The 25,707-nt window shown below is 68.5% G+C and carries 25 protein-coding genes; 10 read left to right on the forward strand and 15 right to left on the reverse strand.

Features of this window, described 5'->3' with window-relative positions:
* Nucleotides 1-31 precede the first annotated feature (31 nt).
* The 5 genes from ISF28_RS16080 to ISF28_RS16100 form a co-directional block, all read right to left on the reverse strand.
* Entirely contained in the window at nt 32-2,740 is a 2,709-nt protein-coding gene (locus ISF28_RS16080) for a sensor domain-containing protein (RefSeq protein WP_198118185.1), read from the reverse strand.
* Nucleotides 2,741-2,753: 13 nt separating this feature from the next.
* Entirely contained in the window at nt 2,754-3,092 is a 339-nt protein-coding gene (locus ISF28_RS16085; RefSeq protein ID WP_198118186.1) for a circadian clock KaiB family protein, read from the reverse strand.
* Complete coding sequence (locus ISF28_RS16090; protein WP_198118187.1) at nt 3,089-3,439, reverse strand: circadian clock KaiB family protein; 351 nt, start codon at nt 3,437-3,439, stop codon at nt 3,089-3,091. The genes ISF28_RS16085 and ISF28_RS16090 overlap by 4 nt, the downstream gene beginning before the upstream one ends.
* Nucleotides 3,436-5,127 (reverse strand): circadian clock protein KaiC, encoded by a 1,692-nt coding sequence (kaiC, locus tag ISF28_RS16095; RefSeq protein WP_198118188.1) that lies wholly within the window; start codon nt 5,125-5,127, stop codon nt 3,436-3,438. The genes ISF28_RS16090 and kaiC overlap by 4 nt, the downstream gene beginning before the upstream one ends.
* Nucleotides 5,128-5,239: 112 nt before the next feature.
* Nucleotides 5,240-5,725, reverse strand: a complete 486-nt coding sequence (locus tag ISF28_RS16100) for an Lrp/AsnC ligand binding domain-containing protein (RefSeq protein ID WP_198118189.1) — start codon at nt 5,723-5,725, stop codon at nt 5,240-5,242.
* Nucleotides 5,726-5,832: 107 nt separating this feature from the next.
* Here ISF28_RS16100 and ISF28_RS16105 point away from each other — a divergent pair, with 107 nt between their 5' ends.
* From ISF28_RS16105 to ISF28_RS16120, 4 genes are all read left to right on the forward strand, one after another.
* Nucleotides 5,833-7,125, forward strand: coding sequence for a D-amino acid dehydrogenase (locus tag ISF28_RS16105; protein WP_198118190.1), 1,293 nt, complete (start codon nt 5,833-5,835; stop codon nt 7,123-7,125).
* A gap of 8 nt (nt 7,126-7,133) precedes the next feature.
* The gene (alr, locus tag ISF28_RS16110) at nt 7,134-8,264 is read left to right on the forward strand and encodes an alanine racemase (protein WP_370663445.1); all 1,131 of its coding nucleotides are present in this window, start codon (nt 7,134-7,136) and stop codon (nt 8,262-8,264) included.
* Between the two features lie 71 nt (nt 8,265-8,335).
* Nucleotides 8,336-8,722: a hypothetical protein gene (locus ISF28_RS16115; RefSeq protein WP_198118192.1), complete on the forward strand. Its 387-nt coding sequence runs from the start codon at nt 8,336-8,338 to the stop codon at nt 8,720-8,722.
* Nucleotides 8,722-9,681 carry an NAD-dependent epimerase/dehydratase family protein gene (locus ISF28_RS16120; RefSeq protein WP_198118193.1) on the forward strand — a complete coding sequence of 320 codons (960 nt, stop codon included), beginning with the start codon at nt 8,722-8,724 and terminating at the stop codon, nt 9,679-9,681. The genes ISF28_RS16115 and ISF28_RS16120 overlap by 1 nt, the downstream gene beginning before the upstream one ends.
* Before the next feature lies 1 nt (nt 9,682).
* Here ISF28_RS16120 and ISF28_RS16125 read toward each other — a convergent pair whose 3' ends face one another.
* Complete coding sequence (locus ISF28_RS16125) at nt 9,683-10,138, reverse strand: hypothetical protein (protein WP_198118194.1); 456 nt, start codon at nt 10,136-10,138, stop codon at nt 9,683-9,685.
* 119 nt (nt 10,139-10,257) lie between these two features.
* Here ISF28_RS16125 and ISF28_RS16130 point away from each other — a divergent pair, with 119 nt between their 5' ends.
* Nucleotides 10,258-10,488, forward strand: a complete 231-nt coding sequence (locus ISF28_RS16130) for a hypothetical protein (protein ID WP_198118195.1) — start codon at nt 10,258-10,260, stop codon at nt 10,486-10,488.
* Between the two features lie 87 nt (nt 10,489-10,575).
* Nucleotides 10,576-11,040 carry a carboxymuconolactone decarboxylase family protein gene (locus ISF28_RS16135; protein ID WP_198118196.1) on the forward strand — a complete coding sequence of 155 codons (465 nt, stop codon included), beginning with the start codon at nt 10,576-10,578 and terminating at the stop codon, nt 11,038-11,040.
* Here ISF28_RS16135 and ISF28_RS16140 read toward each other — a convergent pair whose 3' ends face one another.
* Nucleotides 11,041-11,406, reverse strand: coding sequence for a VOC family protein (locus ISF28_RS16140; RefSeq protein WP_198118197.1), 366 nt, complete (start codon nt 11,404-11,406; stop codon nt 11,041-11,043).
* A 173-nt stretch (nt 11,407-11,579) separates the two neighbouring features.
* Here ISF28_RS16140 and ISF28_RS16145 point away from each other — a divergent pair, with 173 nt between their 5' ends.
* A complete protein-coding gene (locus tag ISF28_RS16145; RefSeq protein ID WP_198118198.1) occupies nt 11,580-12,191 on the forward strand; it encodes a PEP-CTERM sorting domain-containing protein in 612 nt (203 codons plus the stop codon).
* A gap of 197 nt (nt 12,192-12,388) precedes the next feature.
* Here ISF28_RS16145 and ISF28_RS16150 read toward each other — a convergent pair whose 3' ends face one another.
* From ISF28_RS16150 to ISF28_RS16175, 6 genes are all read right to left on the reverse strand, one after another.
* Nucleotides 12,389-13,312, reverse strand: a complete 924-nt coding sequence (locus ISF28_RS16150; RefSeq protein WP_198118199.1) for an arginase family protein — start codon at nt 13,310-13,312, stop codon at nt 12,389-12,391.
* A 9-nt stretch (nt 13,313-13,321) separates the two neighbouring features.
* The gene (locus tag ISF28_RS16155) at nt 13,322-14,077 is read right to left on the reverse strand and encodes a helix-turn-helix transcriptional regulator (RefSeq protein ID WP_198118200.1); all 756 of its coding nucleotides are present in this window, start codon (nt 14,075-14,077) and stop codon (nt 13,322-13,324) included.
* 60 nt (nt 14,078-14,137) lie between these two features.
* Nucleotides 14,138-15,880, reverse strand: a complete 1,743-nt coding sequence (locus ISF28_RS16160) for a glycoside hydrolase family 16 protein (protein ID WP_229519127.1) — start codon at nt 15,878-15,880, stop codon at nt 14,138-14,140.
* 243 nt (nt 15,881-16,123) lie between these two features.
* Nucleotides 16,124-18,496 carry a DNA polymerase II gene (locus tag ISF28_RS16165; RefSeq protein WP_198118202.1) on the reverse strand — a complete coding sequence of 791 codons (2,373 nt, stop codon included), beginning with the start codon at nt 18,494-18,496 and terminating at the stop codon, nt 16,124-16,126.
* Nucleotides 18,497-18,500: 4 nt separating this feature from the next.
* Entirely contained in the window at nt 18,501-19,310 is an 810-nt protein-coding gene (locus ISF28_RS16170) for a ferritin-like domain-containing protein (protein ID WP_198118203.1), read from the reverse strand.
* A 62-nt stretch (nt 19,311-19,372) separates the two neighbouring features.
* Nucleotides 19,373-19,921 carry a hypothetical protein gene (locus ISF28_RS16175; protein ID WP_198118204.1) on the reverse strand — a complete coding sequence of 183 codons (549 nt, stop codon included), beginning with the start codon at nt 19,919-19,921 and terminating at the stop codon, nt 19,373-19,375.
* 403 nt (nt 19,922-20,324) lie between these two features.
* On the opposite strand from ISF28_RS16175, the gene ISF28_RS16180 reads away from it, so the two are divergent.
* Together ISF28_RS16180 and ISF28_RS16185 are read left to right on the forward strand one after the other, a co-directional pair.
* The gene (locus ISF28_RS16180; RefSeq protein ID WP_198118205.1) at nt 20,325-21,992 is read left to right on the forward strand and encodes a sodium:solute symporter family transporter; all 1,668 of its coding nucleotides are present in this window, start codon (nt 20,325-20,327) and stop codon (nt 21,990-21,992) included.
* Between the two features lie 173 nt (nt 21,993-22,165).
* Nucleotides 22,166-22,453 (forward strand): hypothetical protein, encoded by a 288-nt coding sequence (locus ISF28_RS16185; RefSeq protein ID WP_198118206.1) that lies wholly within the window; start codon nt 22,166-22,168, stop codon nt 22,451-22,453.
* Between the two features lie 40 nt (nt 22,454-22,493).
* On the opposite strand, the gene ISF28_RS16190 is transcribed toward ISF28_RS16185, so the two are convergent.
* Nucleotides 22,494-24,113 carry a rhamnogalacturonidase gene (locus ISF28_RS16190; protein ID WP_198118207.1) on the reverse strand — a complete coding sequence of 540 codons (1,620 nt, stop codon included), beginning with the start codon at nt 24,111-24,113 and terminating at the stop codon, nt 22,494-22,496.
* 154 nt (nt 24,114-24,267) lie between these two features.
* On the opposite strand from ISF28_RS16190, the gene ISF28_RS16195 reads away from it, so the two are divergent.
* Nucleotides 24,268-24,855, forward strand: coding sequence for a LysE family translocator (locus tag ISF28_RS16195; RefSeq protein ID WP_198118208.1), 588 nt, complete (start codon nt 24,268-24,270; stop codon nt 24,853-24,855).
* A 3-nt stretch (nt 24,856-24,858) separates the two neighbouring features.
* Here ISF28_RS16195 and ISF28_RS16200 read toward each other — a convergent pair whose 3' ends face one another.
* Nucleotides 24,859-25,686 carry an AraC family transcriptional regulator gene (locus ISF28_RS16200; RefSeq protein ID WP_198118209.1) on the reverse strand — a complete coding sequence of 276 codons (828 nt, stop codon included), beginning with the start codon at nt 25,684-25,686 and terminating at the stop codon, nt 24,859-24,861.
* Between the last annotated feature and the right edge of the window lie 21 nt (nt 25,687-25,707).

Below are 25,707 nucleotides of genomic sequence, written 5' to 3' on the forward strand. Positions count from 1 at the left end.
GCGCCAAGGCCGGGCACGCATGTCATGACTTTCAGCCGCGTGCCGCGCCGATGAAGTATTTTTCGAACGCGTCGCGGGGCATCGGCTGGCTCAGGTAATACCCCTGGATCTCGTCGCACCTCAGCAACCGCAACAGGTTCAGCTGCTCGACGGTCTCCACGCCTTCCGCTACGACCCGCAACTTGAGGGCATGCGCCAGGCTGATGATGGTCGACACGAGCGTCAGGTTCTCGGGCTTCTCGGTCATGTCGACGATGAAGCAGCGGTCGATCTTGAGCGTATCCGCGGGCAATTTGAGAAGATAGTTCAGCGAAGAAAAACCGGTCCCGAAGTCGTCGATCGCGATGCGCACGCCCATCGCGCGGATCGCGCTCAACTTCGTGATGCTGTCTTCCGGGTGTGCCATGATGGCACTCTCCGTGATTTCGATCTCCAGCGCGCCATCCACTGCCTGCGTGCCGAGGTCCTGCTTGAAATACTCCATGAAGCGCGGATGCTGCAGCTGCACGGTGGACAGGTTGACGGCCACGCGCACTGGCCGCAGTCCCGTCGCGCGCCAGTGCGCGAGGTCGGTGATCACCTGGCGTATGACCCACCGGCCGATGTCGTGGATCATCGTCGACTCCTCGAGCATCCCGATGAAACGCGCCGGCGTCACCAGGCCGAGTTCGGGACTGCGCCAGCGCAGCAATGCTTCGGCACTGTCGGTCTTGCCCGTCAGAATATCAAGCTTGGGCTGGTAATACAGGTCGAATTCGTCGTGTCCGTAGGCATTGCGCAACTGGTTTTCCAGCGTCATCTTCGACGCGATCTCCTCCGTCATTCTCTGGGTGAAGAAGAGATAACGGGCCGCGCCCGCCTTCGCCTGCTTCAATGCCGCCTCGGCATGGCGAAACAGCGTTTCCGCATCGGTGCCGTCGCCCGGAGAGACGGCGACGCCGACCTTCGCGCCGAGCCGCACGGGCGTGCCGTCGATGTGAAACGCATGTTGCGGGAAGACTGCCGTCATCCGCTCGGCGAAGCGCGCGGCGCGCTCGCCCCGCTCGGCACGGGGCAGGACGACCGCGAACGCGTCGCCGCCGAACCGCGCCAGCAGGTTCGGATCGCCCGTTTCATTCTGGAGCCATTGGGCAACCTGGCGCAACAGGTCGTCGCCGGCCTGCCAGCCATAGTTGTCGTTCAACTGCTTGAAGCGCTCCAGGTTGATCGCGCACACCGCGACTTCTTCCTGCGCCGTGCCCCCCATCCTCACGAATTGCGACACGCGCTCAAAGAACAGCGTCCGGTTGGCGAGTCCGGTCAACTCGTCGTAGTACGCCAGGTAGTTCAGGCGCTGTTCCTTTTCGATGTGGTCCAGGGAAAAAGCGATGTCGCGCGCGATTTCGTCGAGCGCCTTCAGTTCCTGCGGCTGTGCGAGCGCGGCGCGGTCCCCGGCGAAGAAGACCGCGAGGCCGACGCATTTCCCGTCGACCAGGAACGGCAGCACCGCCATCGCGACGAGGCCGTGCTCCGCCGCCAGACGTGCGAGCTGCGGGCTGGCCGAGTGGTCGAGGTGGTCGGCAACGACGACCTTTCCCCCGGCGGCGGCGCGCGCGGTCGCCTCCGCGAACGCCGGGTCGCCGCGCGCCAGCAGCTTGCGCAACGCCTCCGGCAACGCCGCGCCCGAGGGAGCGCACGCTTGCGCGCAGAGGCGGCCCGACACGGCGTCGCGGTCGCAGACGAGCGCGGCGCGGAATTCGCCGACTTCACACGCGATCCGGCTCGTCTCGTGATACAGGTAGTCGCGGTCGTGCGCGTGCACGATCAGCATGTTGATGCTGCTTTGCATCGCATAGACGCGGTTCAGGTAGCGGATCTGGCGCACCGCGTCGATACGCTCGGTGACGTCCGTCAGGCCCACGACGCAGCCGATCAACCGTTCTCCGTCCACCAACGGCGCGGCGTTCAGGATGAAGTGGCGTTGTGCGCCATCCGACGCGAGGATGACGTCGACGTGCCGCATCGGCTTCCCGGCCAGCGCGGCGCCGAGGTCGAAAGCGCCGCCACCCTCGCACGTCAACGGAAACGCCGTGCCGAAGGCCTGCCCGGAAGGGTCCATCGCGCACAATGCCCGGGCCGAATCGCTGATGCGCTCGATCTTCCCGGCGGCATCGCACACGACGATCGCCTCGATCGTCTGGCGCAGGATGGACCGCGCCAGCCGCTCGGCGGCGGCCACCTCCGCGAGCCGCTGGCGCTGCTCGCTGATGTCCGTGACGACGAGGCAGAAGATGGCTTCCTGCTCGCCGCCGAACAGGCGCGCGGCGGACAGGCTGGCCGGCAGCACCCGGCCTCCGGCGCATTTCAGGTCGACCTCGGTGCGCGTCGGCGCGGCGCCCGCGGCGGCGATGGTCGCCTCGAGCGACGCGCGCGAGTCGCCCACCACGTAGTCGCGCAGGAGGCTGCCGATCACCCGCTCCAGCGGCACGCCGAGCATGCGGGCCAGTTGCTGGTTGCAGTACAGGACGACGCCGGCCGGGGACAGCGTGACCGCGCCCTCGCTCATCGACTCGATGAGATGGCGGTAGACGCGGTCGGCCCCTTCCAGCGTATAGATCTGCGCGCCGCGCGTGCCCTCCACCACCACCGCGTCGACCTCCCCGCCGCGGATGGCGCGCAGGACGTCCTCGGCCTCGGCCAGTCGCTGCCGCAGGGCGTCGCGCTCGGCCGCGAGTTCCTCCGTCGACGGAACATGTGCCATCGGGGCCCCTTCGTCAAGCGGCCGGCACCAGGTCGAGCTGCACCAGCACGCGCTCCGTGTCCGACAGGTCGCCGACGACCCGCCGCAGCGGCGCCGGCAGCTGCTTGATCAGCGTGGGCACCGCCACGATCTGGGCATTGCGGGCAAGCTCCGGCTGCTGGCGCACGTCGATCACCTCGAGTTCGTAGCGTCCCTCGAGGTGACTCTTGCAGATCGCGCGCAGGTTCTCGATGGCGCGGCTGGAACGCGGCGTCAGGCCCGTGACGTACAGGCGCAGCACGTAACGGCCCGCGCCGCGCTCGCGCAAGGCCCGCTCGAAAGCCGAGGTGGCGTCCGTCTTGCGTTCGGTCATCGGGCGCCTCCCGGTTGCGCCGACGCCCCGTGCCCCTGGCCGGGCAGCAACTCGAGCCCGACGAGCACGCGCTCCGTGTTGGCCAGGTCGCCGATGATCCTGCGCACCGGCTCGGGCAGCTTGCGCACGAGCGTGGGGATCGCGAGGATCTGGTCCTCCCGGGCACGCTCGGGATGATCGACGAGGTCGATCACCTCGATCGTATATTTGCCCGCCAAATAGGTTTCGCACAGGCGCTTCAGGTTACCGAATGCGGTGATCGACCTGGGCGTCAGGCCGGCCACGTACAGCCGCAGCGTCCAGTGGTCGCGATCGTCCTCGGGAGCGGCGCCCTGCTCGATGGTCATGTCGAACTCCTTGTCGTTCCGCTCGCGGCTGGCCGACCGTACGGCGCCGGGCCGGCACGCGCACCGGCCATCTCGGCCTCGGCCTGCTGCACCGCCAATTCGGCCTGCAGCGCCGCGATATGCGCCTGCGCGGCGGCATGGCGCCGTTCGGCCAGGCGTTGACGCGCGGCCATCGCCTGCATGTCCGCGTAGGCGATGTCGCGTTCCCGGCGCTCGCGCAGCGCCCGCATGCTGCCGGTCTGCAATTCGCCCGACGGGCCTGTGCACGCTTCGCGGATCTCGATGCCGTGTTCCGTCAGGACGAATTCGCGGATCTGGTTCGAGTTGGCCACGCCGCGCGCCTTGAGCACGTGCAGGATACGGTTGCGTTCGGCGCCGACTTCCAGGTCGCGCAGCAGCAGCCAGACGTCCATCAGCGACGCGATGCCGGCGTCGGTCGCTTCCAGCGGCGCGCCGCCCGCCGTCAGGCTGGTGAAGAACGCCGTAATGCCGTGCGTCTTGAACAGGTCGATCAGCGCGATCAACGTCGCCTTGACCTCGTTCGGCGCGCCGAGCGCGCCGAAACCCGTGATCGGGTCGACGACGACGAGTTGCGGCCGGAACTCGGCTACGCCCTTGTGCGCCGCCAACAGGTGCATTTCGAGCCCGCAAAAAGTCGGGCGCTCCGCATGGAACCGCAACAGGCCGTCCCGCTGCGCCGTCTCGAGGTCGATGCCGATCGACCGCATGTTGCGCATGATCTGGCCGGGCGACTCCTCGTACGCGAACCAGAGGCAGCGTTCGCCCCGGCGCCGCCCCGCGTCGACGAAGTGGGCGGCGAGGCTGGACTTGCCGGCACCGGCCGTGCCGGAGACGAGGACGCTGCTGCCGCGAAAGAAGGAGTGGCCGTCCAGCATCGCGTCCAGCGCGGGAACGCCGGAGGACACGCGCTCCGTGCTGGCCGCGTGCGCGAGGCCGAGCGCGGTGAGCGGAAGCAGGGACATGCCCGTGCTGTCGATCAGGAACGGGAATTCCCCGCTCCCGTGCAGCGAGCCGCGGTACTTGACGATGCGCAGGCGCCGCGTGGCCAACTGCCCCTCGATACGGTTGCTCAGGAGAATTACACAGTCGGCGATGTATTCCTCGAGCCCGAAGCGCGACAGATTGTCGCCGCTGCGCTCGGCGGTGGCGATCGTGGTGACGCCCTTGCCTTTCAGCCACTCGAACAGGCGCCGCACTTCGGCGCGCAGCAGCGCGGCGTCGGACAGCGCGGCGAACAGCACTTCGAGGGTGTCGAGCACGACGCGCTTCGCGCCGATGGCGTCGATGGCCGCCTCCAGGCGAACGAACAGACCATCCAGGTCGTAGGCGCCGGCCTCCTCGATCTGGCTGCGATCGATGCGGACGGTATCGACCACGAATTTGCGCGCCTGGGCGAGCGCGTCGAGGTCGAAGCCGAGGGACGCGACGTTGTCGCGCAACTCGGCCGCATCTTCTTCGAACGCCATGAAAACCCCGGGTTCGCCGGATTCCATCGCGCCGCGCAACAGGAATTCCATGGCGAGCAGGGTCTTGCCGCATCCCGGACCGCCGCACACGAGCGTGGCGCGCCCGCGCGGCAGGCCGCCGTACGTGATCGCGTCCAGGCCCTTGATACCGGTCGGACACTTCTCGATGCCTTTCCGCAATCCAGGCGCGGCCTCGATCATGGTCTTTCCACCGTCGACGAATCGGCGCCGCGAGACAGCCGGCGCGCACATGTTGGATTACCTCCAGCACGTTAGAGTGCCCGTCTCACGCATGGTTCAATGGCCGCTTTGCTCAGCGCGCGATCGACACCGCCAGCGTTTCCTTGACCTCTTCCATCACGACGTAGCTCTTGGACTGGCCGCCGTCGGCCACGTGCAGGATCTCGCCCAGCAGCCGGCGGTATTCCGTCATCTCCGGGATGCGCGCCTTGATCAGGTAATCGAAATCGCCCGACACGAGATGGCATTCCATCACTTCCGGAATCGTCAGCATCGCGCGACGGAAGCGCTCGAACGCCTGTTCCGACTTCTGCCTGAGCGTGATCTCCACGAACACCAGCACCTGCAGGCCGAGCGCGCGCGGCGTCACGCGCGCGTGGTAGCCGGCAATGACGCCGTCGCGTTCCATGCGCTTGACCCGCTCGATGCACGGCGTCAGCGACAGGCCGACGCGCTCGGCCAGGTCCTTCATCACGATGCGGCCGTCGTCCTGCAGGATGGAGAGGATGTGCAGGTCGATACGGTCCAGCACACGATTCGAGTCTTTTTGCACGCGCATGATTCTTCACTAAAAAGATTGTCGCAAACAGAAACTATTATGGCAGTCCCACAACTAAAATGAAAACAATTTCTAATTCCTGAAAAACCTTAATTACAAGGGAAGCTATGCGCGTCATCGTACTCGGCAGCGGCGTGGTCGGCGTGACCACCGCTTATTATCTGGCCAGGGCCGGCCACGACGTTACCGTCATCGACCGTCAACCGGGTCCGGCGCTCGAGACCAGCTTCGCCAACGCCGGCCAGATCTCGCCGGGCTACGCGTCGCCCTGGGCGGCGCCGGGCATTCCGCTGAAGGCGTTCAAATGGCTGTTCCAGCGCCACGCGCCGCTGGCGATCCAGCCGGACGGTTCCCTCTTCCAGCTGCAATGGATGTGGGAGATGTTCAAGAACTGCGACGCCGGCCGCTATGCCGTCAACAAGGAACGCATGGTACGCCTGGCCGAATACAGCCGCGATCGCATCCGCGCGCTGCGCGCGGAGACCGGCATCGCGTACGAAGGCCGCCAGCAAGGCACGCTGCAGCTGTTCCGCACGCAGGCCCAGTTCGACGGCGCCGCCAAGGACATCGAGGTGCTGAAGGAAGCCGGCGTCCCGTTCGAGCTGCTGACGCGCGACCAGCTGGGCACCGCCGAACCGGCGCTCGGCCGGGTACGCGACAAACTGGTGGGCGGCCTGCGCCTGCCGAACGACGAGACGGGCGACTGCCAGCTGTTCACGACGCGCCTCGCGCAGATGGCGCGCGAACTCGGCGTGCGCTTCCGGTTCGACACCGCGATCGAGCGCCTCGACATCGTGGGCGGCCAGGTCGCCGGCGTCCACACCGACAAGGGCCGCATGACGGCCGACCGCTACGTGCTGGCGCTGGGCAGCTATTCGCGCCTGCTGCTGCGGGACCAGTTCCGCGTGCCGGTCTATCCGCTCAAGGGCTATTCGATCACCGTGCCGATCGTCGACGCGGCCAGGGCGCCCGTGTCCACGATCCTGGACGAGACGTACAAGATTGCCGTCACCCGCTTCGACGACCGCATCCGCGTGGGCGGCATGGCGGAGATCGCGGGCTACAGCCATGCGCTGAACCCGCGCCGCCGCGCGACGCTGGAACTGGTCGTGAACGACCTGTTCCCGGGCGGCGGCGACGTGTCGCGCGCCACGTTCTGGACGGGCCTGCGGCCCATGACGCCGGACAGCACCCCGATCGTCGGCGCCACGCCGCTCAAGAACCTGTATCTCAACACGGGCCACGGCACGCTGGGCTGGACGATGGCGTGCGGCTCCGCCAGCGTCATCGCGGACCTCGTCAGCGGCAAGGTCCCCGCGATCCACGCCGACGACCTGGCCGTGTTCCGCTACGCCGGCACGCGGCCCGCCCACGTCCGCCTGGAAGCGGCCAAGGCATGAACGCGGCCGTGCAACCTTTCCATGTCGCGCCGGCGTCCCGCGCCGGCGCCGTCCTGACGGTCGACCTGGATGCAGTCGCGGCGAATTACCGCCTGCTGGCCGAACGTGCCGGCCGCGCCGTCGTCGCCGGGGTGATGAAGGCCGACGCGTATGGCCTCGGCATGGCGCGCGTCGCGCCCGCGCTCGCGCGCGCGGGCTGCCGCGTGTTCTTCACGGCCCACGTCGACGAAGGCATCCGCCTGCGCGGCATCGTCCCGGCCGGCAGCGCCATCTACGTGCTGCACGGCCCGCCGCCGGGCAGCGCCGCCGATGTCGTCGCGCACGGCTTGATTCCGGTGCTGAACGATCCGGGCCAGGTGCGCGAGTGGAGCGCGCTGTGCGCCCGTGCCGGTCGCCGCCTGGCCGGCGCCGTGCAGGTCGACAGCGGCATGTCGCGCATGGGCCTTTCTCCCGCCGACCTCGACGCGCTGGGCGATCCGCGCGACTGGCTGGCGGCGTTCGAACCGGTCCTGTTGATGAGCCACCTGGCGTGCGCCGACGTGCCGGACCACCCGATGAACACGCGCCAGCGTACGCGCTTCGACGCCCTCCGCGCCCGATTCCCGGCCATGCCGGCGAGCCTCGCGAATTCGTCCGCCGTCTTCCTCGGCCCGGACTTCCACTACGACCTCGTGCGCCCAGGCGCCGCGCTGTACGGCATCAATCCGCAGCCGGGCCATCCGAACCCGCTGCGCCAGGCCGTGTCGCTCGACGCCCGCATCGTGCAGGTGCGGACGATCCAGGCCGGCGCCGCCGTCGGCTACGGCGCCCGCTACGTGGCCCACGGCACGCGCCGCATCGCCACCATCGCCGTCGGCTACGCGGACGGCTGGCTGCGCGCGCTGTCCGGCCACGGCCACGCCTACGTCGACGGCGTGCGCGTGCCGGTCGCCGGCACCGTGTCGATGGACAGCATCACCCTGGACGTCACCGGCATCCCGGACGCGCGCCTGCAGCCCGGCATGACCGTCGAGCTGATTGGGCCGCACCAGCACGTGGACGCCGTCGCGGCGGAAGCGAACACGATCGGTTACGAGGTGCTGACCCGGCTGGGCAGCCGCTTCGAGCGGCGCTATGTCGGCGGCGGCGGCGACATGTGAGAATCTGCGTATCTCTGGCGGCGGCAAGCTGATATCGTTCCATGACGATCACCCGTTGAAGGATTGCCGCAATGAAGAGCCTGGGCGCCGCCGTCTGCCTGTCCCTGTTGTCCGCCCATGCGCCGGCGTGCCCGATGGCGCAATCCCTGGCCGACCGCTACGGCATTTCGTTCTCCGGTTTTACGACGGCGATTCCGGCCGCCGCGGCCCCCGACACGTCGCATGACGGGCCGTTCGTCCGGGTCGCGCTGCCCGACGACAGTCACGTCGCCGACGGCTTCCGCCACACGGCCGTCGTCGACACCAGGACGCACAAGGCCTGGATTCTCCGCACCGGCGGATTCGTCGGCGTGCATGAGTGGTACGGCCCGGTCGACGCCGGCGACGCGTCGCTGGACGGCTGCGGGCCGGAACCGGCACTCGCGGCGGCGCGGACCGCGCCGCCGCGCCAGCCCTGATGCGCATCCTGCTGACCGGCTCCTCGGGGTGGCTCGGGCGCTTTCTGGCGCCGCTGCTGCTGCGGGCCGGGCACGAGCCGTTCGGACTCGACGTCGCGCCCGGACCGCACACGCAACGGGTCGGCAACGTCGCCGACGCGGCCCTGGTTCGGCAGTTGTTCGCCCAGCACCGCTTCGACGGCGTGATCCATGCGGGCGCCCTGCACAAGCCGGACATCGCGCGCTATCCCCGCCAGGCGTTCGTCGACGTGAACGTCACGGGCACCCTCAACCTGCTGGAAGCGGCGGTCGCGCACGGGGCGAGCCGGTTCGTCTTCACGTCGACCACCTCGCTGATGATCACCGAGGAGATCCGCGCCGAAACCGCGCCCGCCGCCGTGTGGCTGGACGAATCCAGCGGACCGCTGCGGCCCCGCAACATCTACGGCGTGACCAAGCGCGCCGCCGAAGAACTGGCGCGGCTCTTCCACGCGGAGCACGGCCTGCCCGTGGTCGTACTCCGGACGGCCCGCTTTTTTCCCGAAGAGGACGACACGCACCGCGCGCTCTCCGGCGAAAACATGAAGGCCAACGAATTCCTGCATCGCCGCCTCACCGTCGAAGACTGCGCCCGCGCGCACCTCGCCGCGCTCGACCAGGCGCCGGCCATCGGTTTCGGCCTCTACCTCGTGTCCGCGCCGACGCCCTTCGCGCGCGCGGACGCGGCCCGGCTCAAGGCCGATGCGCCGGCGGTCATCGCAGCGCACTTCCCCGACGCCGCCGCGCTCTACGCCGCGCGGGGCTGGACGCTGCCGGCGACCATCGGCCGGGTCTACGATGCCGCCGCCATCGAGCGCGACCTGGGCTTTCGCTGCCGGACCGACTTCGCCGCCGTCCTGGCCGCATTGCGCGAGGGCCGGCCGCTGCCGTTCGAGCACGATCCGGCCTACACGTCGCCCAAGGACGAGGGCCGGTCATGATTCATTTCTTGCGATGGAGCCGACGCGCGTTGACCGGCCTTCCTGCCGCGTACTCGATGAATTCGATATGGTTGATGTCGTAAATCAGCGGAAATCTGACGCGCACCTGCTCGCCGGGCGTGCCGCAGGTGCCCGCGCCGAGCGTCATCAGGTACGTCGGGATGCTGCCCGGGGAGCCGGCCACGAATTTCGTGCCGCGTCCATCCGTGTACACGGTGCCGGGACGTTCCTTGATCAGCACGTAGTCCTGCGCGCAGGCGGGCGCCGGCGGATTGCGCCCGCGCCAGGACAGGGTCGCGTCCTTGATCGTCAGGACGGCGCGGCCGGCCTCGGGCTCGTCCGGCAGCCAGCGTCCGTGGAGCGGCAACGGCGCCGCCAGCAGCGGCGCGGCGCACGCGAGGCCGAGGACGAAGACGAAGAGGCGTGCCCGGCAGCGCGGGCTCAGGTCGGGTTTCATCCCGCCATGATAGCGTGCCCGGCGCGAAGTACAAATCGAGACGATCTCGCGACAAATTTTGGACAGGATCCGGGCTATATTGCCGGGCGACGCAACCCAACGCCAAGGAGTGACACAGCATGCTGAAACATCTCTTCATCGCCGCAGGCGCCGCCTGCCTCCTCGCCGCCTGTGCCCAGACCCCGGCCACCGACGGGCAAAAACTGTCGCGCGAGGACCGCGAGGCGCCGACCGGCAGCATGCTCCCGCGCCGCCACGCGCCCGGCGGCGCCCAGGTGATCAACAAGGACCAGATCGACACCAACCAGATCCTGAATCCCGGCGCCGTCCAGCCGCACGTGAAGCCCTGAGCGGGACCTGTCACAAACGCGCGACCCGTTCCGTCTAATCGATAGGAGGCTGCATCCGGCAGCCTCGTTCAAACGAAAGGAACCATCATGTCGCACGACGCCCGCATCAACCTGTTCAAGCACGCCCCGTCCGCGCTGAAGGCCATGGTCAATCTGTCGCAGACCGTCAAGCAGGGCGCGCTGGGGCCGCGCATCGTCGAGCTGGTCAACCTGCGCGTGTCGCAGCAGAACGGCTGCGGCGTCTGCGTGGACATGCACTGGCGCGACCTGATCAAACAGGGGGCGGACCCGCGCCACCTGAACACCGTGGCCGCCTGGCGCGAATCGCCGTTCTTCAGCGAGCGCGAACGCGCGGCGCTGGCCTGGGCCGACGCCGTCAACGCCCTGCCCCACCGCGACGACACGGACGCCGCCTGGCCGCTGCTCCGCGAGCATTTCAGCGAGTCCGAGATCGCGGAACTGGGCTATGCGATCGCCGTCATCCGCGGCTGGAACGCGATCAACGTGTCGCTGCGCAACCCGATCCCCGTCGAGCCGCCGGCCGGCATGTGATCAACGCACGGCGGCGGGATCGAACAGCGGGTTCTCGATGAGCCCGAGCACGTTGCCGAACGGGTCCTGCAATTCCGCCACATTGATGCCCTCGCCCACCTCCTGGATGGCCGCGTGGACGACGGCCCCCAGCCCGACGATGCGGTCGACCTCGGCCGCGATGTCGTCCACGCCCCAGAACGTGGTGGAGCCGGACGTCCCGGGCGTGCCGTCCGGGACGAGGCCCAGTTCGAAGCCGCCGACGGCGAAGCCGACGTAGAACGGCTGGTCGAAATACGGCGCTACGCCGAACACGTCGGCGAACCAGGCTTTCGCGCGGGCGAGGTCGGCCACGGGATAGGTCACGGTGCGCAGTCCTTTGATCATGGGAGTCTCCTGTCGAAAACCGTCATGATGCCCGGTCCGCGCGTCCCTGGATTGGAAAAATGGAAGATGCCCCGGCCACCATGCAGGAACTTGATAATCTGGCCAGATTTTCCGCACACCATTATTTTCAATGTTACAATGTTTGTATTTACCCGGAAACCAATAGGCCCCCCATGAAACTTTCCACTATCTCAGTCGCCCTGGCCTCCCTGCTGGCAGCGGCATCAGCCCCCGCCGCCGTGATCAATCTGGTCCAGAACGGCAGCTTCGAAGCCAATCCCGTGGCCAACGGCGTCGCGGCCAATTTGTGGAGCATGAACGGCTGGACGGTCGGTGGCAACGCGGTCGAAGTGCGCAACAACGTTGCCGGCACCGCGTCCGACGGCTCGATTTACGTGGAACTGGATACCTTTGCCAACAGCTGGATCAGCCAGACGATCAACACGTCGGCTGCGGCGCCGTACACGGTATCGTTCGACTATTCCCCCCGCGAATTCACCAGCGCCGCGACCAATGGCATCGAAGTGCTGTGGAACGGCCAGGCGCTGGCCACTTACAGCGGCAACAACGGCGGTCCCGGCAACCAATGGCAGCGCTACAGCCTCTCGGTGATGGGCGCGGGCATGTCCTCGAACCTCGAGTTCCGCGCGGTCGGCGCTTCGGACGGTCAGGGCGGCTCGCTCGATAACGTGTCCGTGACAAGCGCCGTGCCCGAACCCGGCACGTTGGCCAGCATCCTGCTGGGCCTCGGCGTGCTGGGCTTCTCGCTGCGCCGGAAATACTGATCTTTCCGGCGCTGTCGATCCGGCTCAGAGCAAACCGTCGATCTGCGCCGACATCTCGGTCCGGGCCGAAGTCACGGCGTTGCCGCGGATCGTCGTCTCCGTGACCGTGTTACCGTCTCCTTGCAACGCCCGGGATGGGTGCGGAAAGGATACGATCGCGCGCTGTAAAGTCGCGTCAAGAGCCGTCCTCGCAAGTATTACGAAATATGTCCGCCGGCCCTGCGGAACGGCAACCTGGCCAGCAGGTCGACGAGCGTGCGCGCATGGCGCCCGTCCGGATCGAGGTCGGGATCGAACACGGTGACCGTCATGCCGGCACAGCGCGGATCGGGCACCAGGCCGGCCACGATCGCCACGAGATCGTCCGGCGCGATGCCCGGCGATCCGGGACTGTCGACGGCGGGCATCACGGCTGCGTCGAGCACGTCGACGTCCAGGTGGACCCAGAAGCGCTGGTCCGGCGCGGCGTCCAGGGTGCGGCGGGTGCGTGCCAGCACGGCCTGCGGTCCGATGTCGTTCGCCGCGAACACGTCGATGCGCTCGATCTCGGTATCGTTCACGTCCGGCCACGCGAACTCGGGCCGCCGCCCATCGCGCTCGCCGATCTGCACGACGTGACGGTCCTGCACGAGGGGCGATGCGACGCCCGGCCACTCCGTCATCAGCGCCTCGCCGCGGCCGGTGGCGAGGGCGAGATCCATGCCGGCCACGGCGCCGAGCATGCTCTCCGGGTCGTAGTTGCCCGGATGGCGGAAGTCGCTGTGGCCGTCCACGTGGACGAGCGACAGCGGCCCGCCGCGCCGCGCGCCCGCCAGGGCCCCCAGCAGGATCGAGCAGTCGCCGCCGACGACGAGTGCGAATTCGCGGCGCGCGCACGCCGGCGCCACGTGGTCGGCCAGCGCCAGGTTGAAGTCGCGCATCGCCCGGCCGTTGCGCAGCCGCGTGTCCGGGTCGGCGCCCGGTTTCCAGACCGGCCGTGCCATCGTGACGGGCGCGCCGGCGCCGACGGCGTCCAGCAGGCCCGCGTCGAACAGGGCGGCCGGCGCGCGCCACGCGCCCGGTTCATGACCGGGGCGCAACGGGCGCAGACCGAGGTTGGAGGGAGCGGCGATGACGATCATGGGCGGGCCTCAAGATAACCGGAACGATTCCGGCGTCGCGTCCGCGAACTGGCGGAACGCGTGGATGAGATGGGATTGGTCGTAGTAGCCGCAGTCGCCGGCCAGGCGCGCCCAGTCGACGGCGTCCGGCTGACGGCGCAAGGCGGCATGCGCGCGGCGGAAGCGGCACACCATGGCGAACGTCTTGGCGGACAAGCCCACGCGTTCGCGGAAGAGCAGCGCCAGGTGCTGGCGCGTGATGCCAAGGTCCGCCGCGAGGTCGTCGATGCGGACGGCGCCGCCGCTCGCTTCCAGCCGCACGACGGCCGCCCGCGCCAGCGCGTCCGCGCGCGCCGGAGCACGCGCGTGCAGGCGCGCGAGCAGCGCCCGTTCGATGATGGCCAGGCGTGCGGCCGGCGTCCGCTCGCGCTCCCACAACGCCTGCGCCAGCGCTTCGGCCTGTGCGCGCGGCCACAGGTCGGCCAGCGCGGGATGGCCGTCCTGCAGCTCGTACAGGGGCAGGTCGAAAAAGGCGCGCGCCGCGCCGGGCAGGAAGCGCACGGCGACCGTCAGCACGGGAACGGCCGCTTCCACGTGATGGGGCCGCGACATCATGCCCGCCACCATGCCCAGCGGCGTACGGTCCTGCCACAGGATATCGATGCAATTGTCGGGCAGGACGCGCGTGCGCACGGGCGCGCCGTCCGGGACGGCGTGGCTCGTCCACAGGCAGGCCACGTGGCCGGCCAGCGCGGGATGCGGCGGGTATTCGCGGTACAGGTGCATGGTGGCGTCAGTATACCCGGCACGGCCGCGCAGCCGAGCGCGAAACCGACGCCGCCCGGCTCACTGCATCGTGTAGGTCTGCAGCGCCGTGTCGACCGCGTAGTTGCGCGCCGTGTCCCAGTACGTGAAGCTGTAGCGCACGACGTCGCCGATCTTGAGGCCGCCCGCGCTGTACGTGTTGGTCGTGCCGTCGAGGCGCATGCGCACGTTCTGCTGGACGCCGTCGTTCACCGTGTAGTGGACGTCGGCCCAGCCGCCCGTCGTCGTCGTGAACTGCAGCGTCGTGGCGGACGTCTGCGTCACGTACGTCGGGCCGGACGGCGGCGGCGGCGTCGTGCTCCCCGAATCCCATACGATGTCGTCGATGGCGAACTGGAAGGCCGACGCCGGCAACTTGTTCGCGTCGCTGGAGATCATGAAGACGTCGAGCAGCGACTGCAGCGCCACCTTGGGCCCGATCAGCGTGGACACGGGAATGCTCGCCTGCGCCCAGTCGCCGTTGCGCACGAGGCCATACGCCGTCGTGTTGGCCGGGAAGTTCACCCAATTCTGGTTCGTGTACGTGTCGCCCACGCCGATGTTGAACGAGACGTTGGCCGGGATCTTGATGCGGAATTTCATGGTCCCGTTGCGGTAATTCGTCAGGTCGCGGGCCTGGCGCGCCTGCACGCCGCCGCCGAACCACTGTCCGGGCGCCGTGTAGTTCCAGGCGATGACGTTCGCGCCCTCGTATGGGGGCGTTTTGCCGGCGCCCGACGACGCGCCGTTCCACAGGAAGATGTCGGAACTCGTGCCCGCCACCAGCTTGTCGTTCACGGGCGTCGTGTCCGTGAACACGCCGAACTTGCCGGCCACCTCCGGGACGGTCTGGTTGCCCAGCTTGACGGCGCCCTTGCCGTCCAGCTGGTAGACGCGGATATAGTCGACGTACATGGTGCCCGGCAGCGGCGCCGTCACCTGGCCGGGCGTCGCGGCGTCCGTGAAATTGCCACCGACCGCGAGATTCAGCAGCAGGTAGAACGGCGCCTGCAGCGACGTCGAGTTCACCGGCAGCGGCGCGTCGTACATGTCGTGCTCGACGCCGTTGTCGATGGTCGTGAAGCGCATCGCGCTCTCCGTCCAGTACAGGCGGTACGTGACGAAGCGGTTCGCGAGCGACGTCGCCGGCACGTACCAGTTCTTCGTCTGCCACGCCGTGGACGCCGCGCAGCTCTCGTTGCCGGGCACGCACGCGGCCTGCTGCCACGTGATCACGTTCGAGCCGACGAAGTTGTTGGCCGGCGGCGATCCGGCCGCCGCGCGCGCCGACGCCTTGTGGCCCATCTCCATGATGTCGATCTCGCCGTTGCGCGGCCACGTCTGCGGGCTCGTGCCCAGCATCCACGCGGCCGGCCACAGGCCCGTCGCCACGTTCGGGGCGCTCATGCGGATCTCGATCATCCCGTATTGGACCTGCACCTTGCCGTGGCTGTCGATCTTCCCGGACGTGAAGACGTTGCTGCCCACGGTCTGGTTCTGGGCGCGGATCGCGAGCGCGCGCGTGCCGGGCTCGAACGGCACGTCGGCGATCGACACGTTGTTCGGGCTGTAGTACTCCAGCTCCTGGTTGCCGTAGCCGCACAGATTGATCTGGCAGCCGTTGCCGTCGGTGGCCGTCCAGCGCGACGCGTCCAGGGACGGACCGTTGAACTCCTCGGACCACAGCAACTGGCCGATGGCCGGGCTGGTGACGCTGGCCCCCGCGTGCACGGCACATGCGAACAGGCCGGCGGCGGCCAGCGCGTGGAAAGCTTTCCATCTCAAACGGGATTTCTGGTTGTCATTAACCACGTCAACTCCTCAGTTTCACTTCGAAGAATGCGGAATCGCCCGTCGGACGGCCCGCGCCAGGCCGGCTCGCATGCCGGTCTTGATGAATTCTTGCCGAGAACGAGAATGGAAAGGTTTCCATTTAGGAAACGGAAATATAGCCGCGTTTGGCCGAATCGTCAAATGAAATCGAGCATGAAGTTGCAATGAGTAGGTCGCTGCTCTGGACATGAAGTCTCAGAACAACGCCCCCTGCCGGCTCGTGAGCCGCGCGAAGCTGTCGTCCAAAAACGGCAGGATGCCGTCCGCGACCGGTTCCAGCTGCCTGGTCAGATAATGTTCGTAATCGATGGGGGTGCGGCGCACGTCCAGCGTGTCGAGCGGTTCCGGGCCCGCCGTCGTCATCACGTAGCGGATCCACCCGCCGTTGCGGTAAGGCGCCGGACGCCCCTGGCGCACGTGGAATTCGTCGGCCGCGCGCGCGGCGCGCACGTGCGGCGGCACGTTGCGCTCGTACTCGGCCAGCGGCCGGCGCAGGCGCTTGCGGTACACGAGCTGGTCGTCGAACTCGCCGCGCAAGGTGGCGGCCACGTAGTCGCGCACGTAATCCTCGTAGGGCTCGCCGCGGAACACGCGGCCGTACAACGCCTGCTGGAAGGTCTGCGCCAGCGGCGTCCAGTCCGTGCGCACCGTCTCCAGGCCCTTGAAGATCACCTCTTCGCTGCCGTCGGCGCGGCGCACGAGGCCCGCGTAGCGCTTCTTGCTGCCCTCTTCCGAACCGCGCACGGTCGGCATCAGGAAGCGGCGGAAGTGCGTCTCGTATTCCAGCTCCAGCGCGCTCTCAAGCCGCAGCTCGGCCTGCAGGTGCGCGCGCCACCAGGCGTTGACGTGGTCGACGAGCGCGCGGCCGATCCGCTCGGCGTCGCGCTCGGCGTGCGCCGCGCCGAGCCAGACGAACGTCGAATCCGTGTCGCCGTAGATCACCCGGTAGCCCTGCGCCTCGATCAACTCGCGCGTGCGGTGCATGATCTCGTGGCCGCGCATCGTGATCGACGATGCGAGGCGCGGGTCGAAGAAGCGGCACCCCGTGGTGCCCAGCACCCCGTACATCGAGTTCATGATGATCTTGAGGGCCTGCGACAGCGGCGCATTGCGGTCGCGCTTGGCGGCCTCGCGGCCCTGCCACACGCGCGTGACGATGCCCGGCAGGCAGTGCTGCGTGCGCGAGAAGCGCGCGCCGCGAAAGCCGGGCACCGTGTCGTCCTCAGGCGCTTCCAGGCCCGCGACGAGGCCCACCGGATCGATCAGGAAGGTACGGATGATCGACGGGTACAGGCTTTTGTAGTCGAGCACGAGGACGGAGTCGTACAGGCCGGAGCGCGAATCCATCACGAAGCCGCCGGGGCTGTCCGCGCCGGGCACGTCGCCGATATTCGGCGCCACCCGCCCGAGCCGGTGCATCAGCGGCATGTAGGCGTGCTCGAACGCGGCGACGGAACCGCCGCTGCGGTCGGCCGCCAGGCCCGTCACGCTGGCCCGCTCCAGCAGGAACGGCATCAGGCCGGACTTTTCGAAGATCCGCGTGACGAGCACGCAGTCCTGCAGGTTGTAGCGGGCCAGCGCCGGCTTGTCCTCGTCGAACATGCGGTCGATTTCCGCCATGCGGTCGTACGGGTTGTCGATGGCCTTGCCCTCGCCCAGCAGGCTTTGCGCCACGTGCTCCAGCGAGAACGACGGGAAGCTCCACGTGGCCGAACGCAGCGCCTCGATGCCGTCGATGACGAGCCGGCCCGCGATCCCGGCGAACCAGTGTTCCTGGCGGCCGCCGTGTTCGCGCCATTCGATGGCGCTGCCGTCGCGCCCGAGACGCAATGGCCGCTGCATCTGCTGCGCATGCTGCTGCAGGACGCGCAGGTCGAACTGCACGGGGTTCCAGCCGATGATGGCGTCGGGGTCGTGGCGGCGGATCCAGTCTTCCAGCCGGTCGAGCAGCTCGCGCCTTGTGGCGCACACGGCGTAGTCGAAATCCAGGCCGGACGCATCGCCGTTCGCGGGGCCCAGCATGTACACCTGGCGCGCGCCGCAGCCCTCCAGCGCGATCGAGCGCAGCTCGCCCTGCATCGTCGTTTCGATGTCGAGCGAGACGGTCGTGAGCATCGGCCGGTAATCCTGGACGGGCGCCAGGCGCGCGTCGGCGAGGAGCAGCGGATCGTGCGCGTCCGGCGTGCCGGCGTACGCGACGGGCGCCGTGATGAAGCGCTCCATCAGATAGCGTTCCGGCGGGCGCACGTCGGCCTCGTAGACGTCGACGCCGTGTTCGCGCAGCCGCTTTTCCAGGCGCAGCAGGTGGCGGTACTGGGTGCAGTACAAGCCGAGCACGGGCCGGTGGCGGAAGTCGCGCAGTGCCAGTTCGCGCAGCTCGGCGCCCCGTTCGCGCTGCAGCAGCAGGCGCGCCGTGTCGCCCTGCTCCGCCGGAATGAACGCGACGGCCGGCTGCGGCGCGAGGCGCACGCGCCGCGGCCCATCTGGCGTCGCCAGCCAGAACTCGACCTCGACGCCCGCGTCCGTATCGCGCCAGTGGCGCGTCAGCAGGAAGCCTTGGGTGTCCATGGCGTCAGCCGTGCGCGAAACGGGCCAGCTCCGCTTCGGTAAAACCGGCCTGGCGGCGCGCGTCGACGTTGAACGGCCCCTTGAGCACGGGCGCCTTGTACTGCACCGTCAGCGCGTCGTACGTCGCCACCGGCTCCAGGCCGCGCTGCGCGCACAGATGAACATACCAGCGGTTGCCGATCTCCACGTGTCCCACCTCGTCGCGCAGCAGCACGTCGAGGATGCGTGCGGCCGCCTCGTCGCCGGCCTGCGCCAGCTTGGCGCGCAGCGGCGGAATCGCGTCCAGGCCGCGCGCTTCCATCGTGCGCGGCACGAGGGCCATGCGCGCGAGGACGTCGCCGCTCGTCTTTTCGACCATCTCCCACAGGCTGTCGTGGCCGGGAAAATCGCCGTAGTCCCAGCCCAGCGCGCGCAGGTGCGCCGCCAGCAGGTTGAAATGATGGGCTTCTTCCGCCGCCACGCGCAGCCAGTCCGTGTAGTAGGCGTCCGGCATGCCGGGGAAGCGCCAGACGGCGTCCAGCGCGAGGTTCACGGCATTGAATTCGATGTGGGCCAGCGCGTGGACGAGCATCGCGCGCCCTTCCTGCGTCGCCATCGAGCGCCGGCCGACGAGGCGCGGCGGCACCAGTGCCGGACGCGCGGGCCGGCCGGGAATTTCGGCGGCGACCGCGTCCAGGCTTGCTGCCGCATCCACCGAGCAGGCGCCGGCGCGGCAGGCGTCGGCCAGCAGCGCGACGCCCTGCGTCTTGGCGACCGGGTCGGTCTCGATCAAACACTCGAGCGCGTGTACGCGCAGCGCCAGGGGGTGCGCCATCGTGGTCCTCTGCGACAAAAGCCGCAAGTTTACCATTCGGCGCCCCCGGGCGCGGGTGCTGCCTACTGCTGCTGGACGGGCGGCGTCGTGCCTTGCGGCGGCTGGTTCGGCGCCTGCATGTCCGACTGGTCCATGCGCGGCGTCGGCAGGCCGCTCGTCTGGCCGTTGCTCGGCGGGACGGTATCCTCCTTGCCGCGAACTTCGCCCGCGCCCGCGCCGGTCGCGCCCGTGCTCGAGCTGCCGTAGGCGGTGGCGCCCGGCTGGACGGGGGTGTCTGGGGTGGAAGGCGTCGTGGCGACGACGCGTTCCGTCACCTCGCCCCGCGGCGCCTCAGCCAGCAGTTGCGGCGCGTGCGCCATGTCGTGCTGGTAGACCTGGCGGGCTTCCTTGAGGCACGTGCTGCGGCTGCCCGACGACTTGCGCTTGCACGCCGTCCGCTGCTCCGCGTAGGCCGCATTGATTTCCTTCTTCAGCGTGGCCATGCGCTGGGACTTCGTCTTGTCGCCCTGCGTCCACCGCGCCGGATCTTTTGCCGCCATCGCGGGCGAACCGGCCGCGCACAGCGCGCACGCCAGCGCGACGCCGCGCAGGAACCATGTTGCTTTGCTCATCTCGACCTCCTGATACCGTAAAAAGGCGACGCCACCGGCGTCTGCCGGGACCCCGCCGGCTCGAAAGAAGGCGGGCACGCGTTCAGTATAGTGCTTGCGAGCGGATGACCTGCGTTCCTTTCCCCTTATCAAATAAACAGCGTAAGTTTCAATCCAGGCAACGCCGCCATACGAATATTTCATAGGTGACGCGAAAAATGGATGGTCTCGGCAGCGCGTTTCCTGCCTAGAATCCGGGGCTTAGTGGCTTGACAATAATTATTCGGAGACGCATTGAAGCAATATTCTTTCGCCCCGGCGGCCCATCCGATGGGCGCCCTTGATCGCGGCGGCAAGCTGGCGACGATCATGGACGCTTTCCTGGAGCGCTGAAACACGCGCAACTCTCTACCGAGATAAACTTATGAATCTGATCTCCCCCCTGGACTCCATCGTCTTTTTGGTCTACTTCGTGGTCGTTGCCGGCTACGGCCTGTGGGTCTACCGCCGCAAGAAGAGTGCGAACACCTCCGCGTCCCACGACTACTTCCTGGCCGAAGGCTCGCTCACGTGGTGGGCCATCGGCGCCTCGCTGATCGCCTCCAACATCTCGGCCGAGCAGTTCATCGGCATGAGCGGCTCGGGCTTCCGCATCGGCATGGCGATTGCCGTGTACGAACTGATGGCCGCCGCCACGCTCGTCATCGTCGCCGTGTTCTTCATGCCCGTGTACCTGAAGAACCGCATCTACACGATGCCCCAGTTCCTCGAACAGCGCTACGGCAAGGCCGTCGCCACGACGATGGCGCTGTTCTGGCTCGGCCTGTACGTCGTCGTCAACTTGACCTCGATCCTGTACCTGGGCGCGCTGGCCATCGGCAGCGTCACCGGCATCGGCGTGTTCCCCTGCATGCTGTTCCTGGCCGTCTTCGCCGCGATCATCACGCTGGGCGGCATGAAGGTCATCGGCTACACGGACGTCATCCAGGTGACCTGCCTCGTCGTCGGCGGCCTCGTGACCACGTGGCTCGCATTGGACCTCGTCGCGAAACTGGGCCAGGGCCACGGCGCCCTGCAAGGCTTCTCGACCCTGTACAACACGACCCGCGACCACTTCGAGATGGTGCTGGGCCGCGACAACAAGAACTACATGGATCTGCCGGGCCTGTCGACGCTGATCGGCGGCATGTGGATCGTGAACCTGAACTACTGGGGCTGCAACCAGTACATCACGCAGCGCGCCCTCGGCGCCGACCTGCCGACCGCGCGCAAGGGCCTGCTGTTCGCCGCGTTCCTGAAACTCCTGATGCCGATGATCGTCGTCATGCCGGGCATCGCCGCGTTCGCGCTGGACCGCGCCGGCGTGCTGGGCGACGCCATGCGCGTCGGCGGCGAACTGAATCCGGACCGCGCCTATCCGACGCTGCTGGCGATGCTCCCGTCGGGCATCAAGGGCATCGCGTTCGCCGCGCTGACGGCCGCCGTCGTCGCGTCGCTGGCCGGCAAGGCCAACTCGATCGCCACCATCTTCACCCTGGACATCTACCAGAAACGCCTGCATCCGAACGTCACCGAACAGAAGATGGTGTGGATCGGCCGCATGACCGTCGTCGTCTCGATGCTGCTGGCGGTCGTGATCGCGCCGATGATGGGCATCGACAAGAAGGGCGGCTTCCAGTACATCCAGGAATACACGGGCTTCGTCTCGCCGGGCATCCTGGCCATGTTCCTGCTGGGCTTCTTCTGGAAAAAGACCACGTCCAGCGCGGCGATGTTCGCGACGATCGGCGGCCTGGTGTTCTCGATCATCCTGAAATTCCTGCCGACGATGATGGACCTGTCGTTCCTCGCACCGATCGGCTTCTCCCACGACAACGGTTCGGGCGTGTACGAGATCCCGTTCCTGGACCGCATGTTCATCGTGTTCTGGCTCGTCGTCGCCGGCATGGTCCTCTTGAGCACCGTGTTCGCGCGCGGCAAGGTCAAGGCGCTGATCGTGGACACCAAGCTGTTCAAGGTCGACGGCGCGTTCGCGCTCGGGTCGGCGGTGATCTGCGTGGCGCTGGCTACCATCTACGGCATGTGGTGGTAATACGTCTGGTGGGCACGGGGTGCCCACCCTACGATGTTTCGGTACGCGGTGCGTCAACGACAAGGTAGCCGTAGGGCGGGCTCCCCGAGCCCGCCAACACCTGAAAGCAGCCTGCGGGCTGCTTTTTCATTCCGGAGATCGGCCGGTAGCGGCGATGCCCCCACCGGTTCGCCATGGCCGGCGACGCGCGCGGCTCGATGGTCGAAATCTATCCGCACACGCTGCCGATCGCGCCCGGAGACGGCGCCGGCATGGCGCGCCCGCTGCCGGACGCGGACCCGCGCCCGTATTCCTGCTTCCACCTGGCCATCGCCACCGAACGCACCGTCGACGAGATCCTCGCGATCGGCGCGCGCGAAGGCTGGCGCGCCGTGCCCTGCTCGCGCGGCGGCGTGTTCGACGTCGTCGAACTGTGGATCGAGAACGGCCTGATGTTCGAAGTGCTCACGCCGGAGATGTAGCACGATTACCAGGCCGGCGTGACCATGGACCTGTGGCGCGTCAACCGCGACGAGGAGCCGGTGCCGGCCTGACGCGCCGGATCTCCGGCACGCCGGGGGCGCGGCCCAGGCGCACGTGATCGAAACTGGCGTCCGCCACGTCGTCCAGCACGACGGGCGGCCGCGCATCCGGCGCCGCCGTCCGCAGGTCGACGTGGTGCACCTCGACGTTGTGCACGTGGCGGCAATACAGGCCGTACGCGGGCGTGACGCCGAACATGCTGGGCTCCGGATAATGGTCCGCCTGCTCGGGCGGCGTCCGCGTTGCATCTGCCTGCGTGCCGCCGCCGCCGTACACGATGGTGATGTTGGACAGCCGCACGTCCTCGACGGGCGCCTTGGGCAGTCCGGCCACGATGCACGCGTACGGCGTATTCGCCTGCGACACGACGACGTTGCCAATATTGATACGGCGGATCGCGCCGACCGGCGTCCCTGCGGGCGCGCGCATGCGCCGGCCCAGGCGGATGAACAGCGGGGCCGTCGTCAGGTCGCGCATGGCGAGGTTGTCGACCGTGACGTCCTCGATGACGGCGCCGTCCACGCTTTCGATGGCGAGTCCCCGGCAATGCTCGAACACGCAGTTCGCAATCGCGATGTTGCGAAAGCCCCCGTTCGACTCCGTGCCCAGCTTGATGCGGCCGCACACGCCCTCTTCGTCCGGCGCCTTGCGCTGCGTGGTGCCGAACGTCCCGTCCAGCAAGGTGCCGAGGTCGAAGCCGGACACCTGGCAGCCCGTGATCGTCACGTGCTCCGTGAAGCGCGCGCGGCCCAGGGCGTAGGAACTCTTCAGGCAGATGGCGTCGTCGTTCGGCGTGTTCACGGCGCAGTCGCTGATGCGCACGTTGCGGCAGCAGTCGATGTCGAAGCCGTCCCGCTCCGTGTCGACGGTGACGTTCGCGATCGCCAGGTTGTCGACGCCCGTCGCCAGCACGGCGAAGTGGCCGCACTTGAGCATCGAGAAGTCGCGCAGCAGGACGTTGCGGCAGTTCTTCAGCGCGATCGCCTTGTTGCCCTTGCCGTCCATCTCCGCGCCGAACGCGCTGGCCGAACGCGTGCGCTCGCCCATCGGGTCCTTGCCGCCCAGCGAAGACGGCATGTCGCCCGCCTTCAGGGGCCGGTTGGCGCCGGGCCCGGTGCGGGTCAGGCCGCGGCCCCAGATGCGGCCGGGTCCGAAAATGGCGACGTCTTCCAGGTCCTCGCCCCAGATCAGCGAATTGTGCCAGTGGCTGTGCCCGAAATCCTGGTAGGCGTCGTACGCGTTCGGTTCGGCCGGATCGTAGCGGCCCGGGTCCCGGGCCGGATCGGCCGCGACGATCACGCTGCCCGCTTCAAGCACCAGCGCGACGCGGCTGTGCAACCGGATCGAAAAGCTCAGGTAGCGGCCCGCCGGAAAGCGCACCGTGCCGCCGCCCGCCGCGCCGGCCGCCGCGATGGCGGCATTGATGGCGTCCGTGTCCAGCGTCGTGCCGTCGCCGCGGGCGCCGAAGGCGCGCACGTCGTAGCCGGCGGGCGGCGCCGCCGCGTGCGCGGGAGCCAGGGTGGAGACGCAGGCGGCTGCGCCCAGGGTCAGCAGGAAACGGCGCCGCGTGGCGGCGGTGTGATCGGATACGGTCGTCATCGAAGTCAGCTCATCGTGCCAGCGGCAACCATACCACCGCCGCGCCGCGCCGTCCGCGCAAGTTGGTGAGCGGTTGAGGGTCATTTCGTTCAATACCGCGCGGCCCGCCGCCGCTATCGTCTGCCGCATCCCTCGACACGAAAGGAAAACGCAGATGAATATGTTCGCCTCGATGGCCGCCTTCGCCCTCGCTACCTCGATCACTCCCGGCCCCGTCAACGTCGTCGCCCTCGGCAGCGGCGCCCGTCACGGCTTCACGGCCAGCCTCGCCCACGTCACCGGCGCCACGGCCGGGTTCTGCCTGCTGCTCGTGCTGGCGGGGTTCGGACTGCACCAGGTGGTGACTGCCTCGCCGCAGGTCACAACCGGCGTACGCTGGGCCGGTGTCGCCTTCCTGCTTACCATGGCGTGGAAGCTGGCCGCCGACGCAGGCGACCTGGATGCCGGCCAGGCCCCGGCACGCCCGTCGATGCTGCAAGGCGCGGCCATGCAGTGGCTCAGTCCCAAGGCCTGGTTGGCCGCGCTGGCGGGCATGGGCACGTACGCGCCGGACGGCGACGCCGCGGCCATCCGCCTGTTCGCGCTCGTGTACTTCGTCGTGTGCTGGGTGTCGGTCGCCGCCTGGGCGTGGGCCGGCAGCCGGCTGCAGGCCTGGCTGCGCACGCCGCGCCGCGTCCGCTTGTTCAACCGCACGATGGCCGGCATGCTCGTGATGAGCGTCGTCTACCTGGCCGCCGTGTGACGGTCAATCGCGGTACTGGCCCGGCGTCGCGGCCGTCATGCGCTTGAAGACGCGCTGGAAATGGGCCTGGTCGGCAAAGCCGACGTCCAGCGCCACCTGCGCGATCGGCGCGCCGTCACGCAGCCGCGCTTTCGCGTACTGGATGCGGCGGTTGGTCTGGTATTCGTGCGGCGCGACGCCGTAGCGCCGCCTGAAGGCGCGGATCAGATAGGAGCCCGACAACTGGGCGGCGTCGCACAGGTCCCGCAGCGGCAGGGCGTGCGCGAAATGCGCGTCGATGTAGTGCGCGACGCGTTCCACCCTGGGCGTGGCGGCGGCGTCCGCGATGCGCCCCGGCGCAAGTTCGCGGTCGAGCAAGGCGACGAAGTCGGCGACGGCGGCCTCGCGTTCGGCCAGGCTACCCTGCCCGTCCGCCAGCATGCCGAACAGCCGCACGCCCGCGTCCACCACGTGCGGCGCGCGCAGCGCGGCCAGGTCGTACGGGCGGAACGCGGTATCCGCGTCCCCGCGCAGGCGCGCCTGGACGCGGCCCAGCCAGGCCGGATCGAGATAGAACATCACGTAGGCCCACGGCGCGTCGCCCACCGGATTGCAACCGTGGACGTCGCCCGGATTGACGACGACGACGGCGCCCTGCTCCACCACTTCCGCGTGCGCGCCGTTCACGTACGTGCTGCGGCCGCCGGTGATCACGCCGATCGAATGCGTCTCGTGCCAGTGGCGCCCGTAGTGCAGGCCGCGCCCGTCCGCCACGCGGCGGGCTTCGATGAACGGCAAGGCGGGGTCGCGCCAGAACGTCTGGCGCGCGGTGTGTCGAGCGGGTCGGGTCATGGTCGCGGGCTGGAAGAACGA

Origin of the sequence: Massilia rhizosphaerae (assembly GCF_016093545.1) — a bacterium.
In the GTDB taxonomy this organism is placed as follows: domain Bacteria; phylum Pseudomonadota; class Gammaproteobacteria; order Burkholderiales; family Burkholderiaceae_D; genus Telluria; species Telluria rhizosphaerae.

Excerpts from the sequence above, each read along its gene's own strand:
- ISF28_RS16185 (WP_198118206.1), top strand. The coding sequence starts at position 22,166 with ATGGCCGGCGACGCGCGCGGCTCGATGGTCGAAATCTATCCGCACACG.
- ISF28_RS16180 (WP_198118205.1), top strand. The coding sequence starts at position 20,325 with ATGAATCTGATCTCCCCCCTGGACTCCATCGTCTTTTTGGTCTACTTC.
- ISF28_RS16125 (WP_198118194.1), bottom strand. The coding sequence starts at position 10,138 with ATGAAACCCGACCTGAGCCCGCGCTGCCGGGCACGCCTCTTCGTCTTC.
- ISF28_RS16145 (WP_198118198.1), top strand. The coding sequence starts at position 11,580 with ATGAAACTTTCCACTATCTCAGTCGCCCTGGCCTCCCTGCTGGCAGCG.
- ISF28_RS16080 (WP_198118185.1), bottom strand. The coding sequence starts at position 2,740 with ATGGCACATGTTCCGTCGACGGAGGAACTCGCGGCCGAGCGCGACGCC.
- ISF28_RS16120 (WP_198118193.1), top strand. The coding sequence starts at position 8,722 with ATGCGCATCCTGCTGACCGGCTCCTCGGGGTGGCTCGGGCGCTTTCTG.
- kaiC (WP_198118188.1), bottom strand. The coding sequence starts at position 5,127 with ATGATCGAGGCCGCGCCTGGATTGCGGAAAGGCATCGAGAAGTGTCCG.
- ISF28_RS16155 (WP_198118200.1), bottom strand. The coding sequence starts at position 14,077 with ATGCACCTGTACCGCGAATACCCGCCGCATCCCGCGCTGGCCGGCCAC.
- ISF28_RS16195 (WP_198118208.1), top strand. The coding sequence starts at position 24,268 with ATGAATATGTTCGCCTCGATGGCCGCCTTCGCCCTCGCTACCTCGATC.
- ISF28_RS16190 (WP_198118207.1), bottom strand. The coding sequence starts at position 24,113 with ATGACGACCGTATCCGATCACACCGCCGCCACGCGGCGCCGTTTCCTG.
- ISF28_RS16085 (WP_198118186.1), bottom strand. The coding sequence starts at position 3,092 with ATGACCGAACGCAAGACGGACGCCACCTCGGCTTTCGAGCGGGCCTTG.
- ISF28_RS16170 (WP_198118203.1), bottom strand. The coding sequence starts at position 19,310 with ATGGCGCACCCCCTGGCGCTGCGCGTACACGCGCTCGAGTGTTTGATC.
- ISF28_RS16150 (WP_198118199.1), bottom strand. The coding sequence starts at position 13,312 with ATGATCGTCATCGCCGCTCCCTCCAACCTCGGTCTGCGCCCGTTGCGC.
- ISF28_RS16090 (WP_198118187.1), bottom strand. The coding sequence starts at position 3,439 with ATGACCATCGAGCAGGGCGCCGCTCCCGAGGACGATCGCGACCACTGG.
- ISF28_RS16165 (WP_198118202.1), bottom strand. The coding sequence starts at position 18,496 with ATGGACACCCAAGGCTTCCTGCTGACGCGCCACTGGCGCGATACGGAC.
- ISF28_RS16140 (WP_198118197.1), bottom strand. The coding sequence starts at position 11,406 with ATGATCAAAGGACTGCGCACCGTGACCTATCCCGTGGCCGACCTCGCC.
- ISF28_RS16100 (WP_198118189.1), bottom strand. The coding sequence starts at position 5,725 with ATGCGCGTGCAAAAAGACTCGAATCGTGTGCTGGACCGTATCGACCTG.
- ISF28_RS16175 (WP_198118204.1), bottom strand. The coding sequence starts at position 19,921 with ATGAGCAAAGCAACATGGTTCCTGCGCGGCGTCGCGCTGGCGTGCGCG.
- ISF28_RS16135 (WP_198118196.1), top strand. The coding sequence starts at position 10,576 with ATGTCGCACGACGCCCGCATCAACCTGTTCAAGCACGCCCCGTCCGCG.
- ISF28_RS16105 (WP_198118190.1), top strand. The coding sequence starts at position 5,833 with ATGCGCGTCATCGTACTCGGCAGCGGCGTGGTCGGCGTGACCACCGCT.
- ISF28_RS16130 (WP_198118195.1), top strand. The coding sequence starts at position 10,258 with ATGCTGAAACATCTCTTCATCGCCGCAGGCGCCGCCTGCCTCCTCGCC.
- ISF28_RS16200 (WP_198118209.1), bottom strand. The coding sequence starts at position 25,686 with ATGACCCGACCCGCTCGACACACCGCGCGCCAGACGTTCTGGCGCGAC.
- ISF28_RS16115 (WP_198118192.1), top strand. The coding sequence starts at position 8,336 with ATGAAGAGCCTGGGCGCCGCCGTCTGCCTGTCCCTGTTGTCCGCCCAT.